The sequence below is a fragment of the Candidatus Poribacteria bacterium genome, assembly GCA_021295755.1.
In the GTDB taxonomy this organism is placed as follows: Bacteria; Poribacteria; WGA-4E; order WGA-4E; family PCPOR2b; genus PCPOR2b.
The window spans coordinates 1-1950 of sequence record JAGWBT010000056.1; the positions used below are offsets into that span (position 1 = coordinate 1).

Sequence of the window (1950 nt, forward strand, 5' to 3'; positions counted from 1 at the left end):
ATTCACCATACATACATTTAGAACTAACATATTGAGGTGTAATTATGTCAGATTATTCAAAGACTTACCGCGTCGGACTCGTTGGGAGCGGTGGCATTGCGCGGGCGCACGGCACCGCCTGCCAAGCACTCGATGGCGCTGACCTTTCCGCTATCTGCGATGTTTCGCAGGATGCGTTGGATCGTTACGGCGAACAGTTCGGTGTTCCTAACCGATACCTCGACTTAGACGATATGCTTGAGGATGCAAACTTGGATATCGCTATCCTATGTAACTGGGGGGCAGTCCACGCCGAAACGGGGATTCAGATTGCGAAGTCACGAAAGGTGCGAGCCATCCTGTGCGAGAAGCCGTTTACCAATAACGCGGCTGAAGCGAGGCAGATGGTCGCTGCGGCGGAAGAGAACGGTATCCTCCTCGCTGAAGCCTTCAAGTTCCGTCATCACCCGATGCACCTCAAAGCGAAAGAACTGGCGGATTCGGGTGCTATCGGCGATGTGCTGACACTCCGCAGTACATTCTGTTCGGGTGGCAGCGGTGCCGGTCCTGAAGCACGGAAACCGGAGGACAATTGGCGTTTCAACAAGGCAAAGGGCGGCGGCAGCGTCTATGACCTCGCCTGTTACTGCATCCATCATGCGCGTTTTATCTTTGGCGCGGATCCGGTTCGGGTCTTTGCATCCTCACAGCCGGGCTTAGAGGTTGATGACGCTATGTACATCCTGCTCGTCTTTCCGGGGGACCGTACAGCACAGATTTCTGTTGGATTCAATACGGCGAGCGCACAGTATGTTGAGATCTGTGGGAGTGGAGGAATGCTCCGAATAGAAATCGCTTGGAACAACGAGAATCGGTCTGTGGATTTAGAACACCGTACCCCCGATGGCACGGAACTCATCAACTTTGAACCGATCCATCAATTCACGAATCAGCTCGCCCACCTGTGTGATTGCCTTGAAACGGGTCAACCGCACCGAATACCGCCGGAGAATAGTATCAACCAGATGCGGACTATTGATGCCATTTTTGAATCAGCGGCGACGGGCAAAGCGGTGGAGATGTAAGAGGAGCGCAGAAAAATGGAAGAGACAAAGAGGTTTAAGCAAGACGAGAAGGGACGGAAACAGCGGGGATTGCCGGTTATCGATTGTGATGTGCATAATACGCTGTCTTCAGAGACGGTGTTGTATCCGTATCTCTCCGAGCGTTGGCGGCGGCATCATCAGATGTTGGGTGCGCCTGATCGCGTCGGGGGGTATGTCCCGCGCGGTATGCCCTACGGTGCGCGTTATGACGCTTGGACCCCATCGGGTCATCGTCCTGGCTCGGATTTAGATTTCCTGCGGGAACAGTTGCTCGATTCGTGGGGTATTGAATACGGCATCTTGAACTGCCTGACACCTGTTTGTGAGATGCCCAATCTGGAGTATGCTGCGGCATTCGCACGGGCGGTCAACGATTGGCAGATTGATGAGTGGCTGGATCCAGAACCCCGGCTGCGCGCATCGCTGATAGTCGCCTGCGACGATGGCAAGTTGGCATCGGAGGAGATTGATCGGCTCGCTGGAGATTCAAGATTTGTCCAAATATTACTTCTCGCCCGTACAATGGAGCCGTTGGGACGGCGTAAATACTGGCAGATGTACGAGGCTGCGGTGAAGCACGACTTACCGATTGGGATTCACTTCACCGGGGTTGGTGTGGGTCCAATTACTGCTGTCGGTAAACCGGCTCACTACATTGAGGATCACGCTGGCATGACACAGGCGTTTCAGACGCAGGTAACCAGTCTGGTGTGCGAGGGTGTTTTTGAGCATTTTCCCACGTTGAAGGTGGCACTGATTGAGGGTGGGTTTGCTTGGCTACCGCCGCTGATGTGGCGGCTTGACCGTGCGTGGAAGAAATTGCGCGATGAAGTGCCTTACCTCAAACGGTTGCCTTCGGAATACA

The 1950-nt window shown here is 54.0% G+C and carries 1 protein-coding gene and 1 pseudogene (1 of these 2 only partly in view); both read left to right on the forward strand.

Features of this window, described 5'->3' with window-relative positions; all coding sequences use genetic code 11:
* Positions 1 to 44: 44 nt before the first annotated feature.
* Entirely contained in the window at positions 45 to 1064 is a 1020-nt protein-coding gene (locus J4G02_09975) for a Gfo/Idh/MocA family oxidoreductase (protein MCE2394900.1), read from the forward strand.
* 15 nt (positions 1065 to 1079) lie between these two features.
* Positions 1080 to 1950, forward strand: a pseudogene (locus J4G02_09980) (amidohydrolase); it runs 208 nt beyond the window's last position.